Source organism: Mesorhizobium sp. M0208 (assembly GCF_040322015.1).
Taxonomy (GTDB): domain Bacteria; phylum Pseudomonadota; class Alphaproteobacteria; order Rhizobiales; family Rhizobiaceae; genus Mesorhizobium.
Window position 1 is genome coordinate 1 of the sequence record NZ_JAMYSP010000108.1, and the last position, 1,493, is coordinate 1,493.

General features: G+C 59.3%; 1 protein-coding gene. It reads right to left on the reverse strand.

The window, feature by feature from the left end; genetic code table 11:
• Positions 1–147: 147 nt before the first annotated feature.
• On the reverse strand, positions 148–1,493 hold a 1,346-nt coding region (locus tag NKJ17_RS33825; protein ID WP_352692045.1), incomplete at its 5' end, for an amylo-alpha-1,6-glucosidase.

Here is a 1,493-nt window from a genome sequence, read left to right on the forward strand (position 1 = left end):
GCTTGGGTGACGAATGATCACCATCGCAACCTTCAACGCAACGGCGTGGCAGCGATCTGGTCCGGGTTCATGTTGCTCTTCTTGAGCAGACGCGCGGCCCTCTACGTAGGGCCTGAAAATAGGCAGATGGTTCCGCCGGAGCTAACCTCAGACGCGGCCCAAGCGCAAGTTCGGGCCGGTGGCACAACTTCGCGCTTCCACCAGTGAAGGATCGCCGTCGGTCACTTGCCAGCGGGTCTCGGCACCGACGCGCCAGAAATGGAGTTCGAGGCGATTTTTGCCCAGGCGCAAGTCGTCCAAGGTGAGTTCGTCTATCCAGTCAGGCAGCCTGGGATCGATGTACAGCTTGCCATTTGGAGCGTCGGGCTGAAAGCCGATGATCGCCTGCAGAAGCGAAAAACAGGATCCGGCCGCCCATGCCTGCGGAACGTTCGCTCCCTTATATTGCACGGGGAAAGTCGTGGGCGTTCGCGGCAACCCGGCGAACAGCTCTGGCATTCGATGTTGCATGAAGTAGATTGCGGCGCTGCTCACGTCGCGAGAAAGGCGACATGCTTCCACAAAAAAGCCATAGCGCCGGAAGCCGAGCGCGATCAGCCCGTTGTCATGCGGCCAGACGGAGCCGCGTTGATAGGAATGTGGATTGTAGGCCGGATGATCGGCCGAAAGTGTCCGTATTCCCCAACCGCTCCACATATCCGGCCTCATCAGCCGATGCACCACCCTGGCGGCTCGGTCGGGTGGGACAATTCCCGACCAAAGACAGTGACCGGGGTTGGAAGCGACGCTGAGCACCGGCTTCTTGTCGCCATCCAACGCGAATGCATAGAAGCCGGATGCCTCGTCCCAGAAGACCTGGTTGAATCGATCGAACAAGCTCTTAGCTTTGAGGCGAAGCTGCCCGGCACGATCGCCATCGCCTCTGGCATCGAAGATTTCAGCCATGCGCTGCCAAGCATCATAGACATAGCCTTGCAATTCGCACAGCGCCTTGGGTCCCTTCACCAGGGTGCCATCGGGATAAACCAAAGCGTCACCGGCGTCTTTCCAGCTCTGGTTCTCGTACCCCGCAGCCGAGCGGGTTTCGTATTCCTGGAAACCGTCGCCGTCACGGTCCCCATACTGGTCAATCCAATCCAGGCACTTCTCGGCCGCTGCGATGTGTCGTTCGAGCAGGCCCGCGTCGCCGGTGCAACGCCAAGTGTTGTGGAGCACGATAAGATACAGAGGCGTAGCATCGGCCGTGCCGTAATACGGCGTATGGGGGATCAAATTGAAATGGGCGAGTTCGCCGGTGCGAAGCTCATGCATTATCTTTCCCGGTTCCGCATCGCGGTAGTCGTCGCGTTCGGTGGCCTGAAATCGCCCCAAAACGTCCAAGGCGCCGCGCGAAAAATCTGGGTAGACCAAGGCATTCTGCAGAGAGACTATCAGGCTGTCGCGACCGAACAGGCTTATGAACCAGGGCAGTCCGGCGGCTGGCACGTATTCCA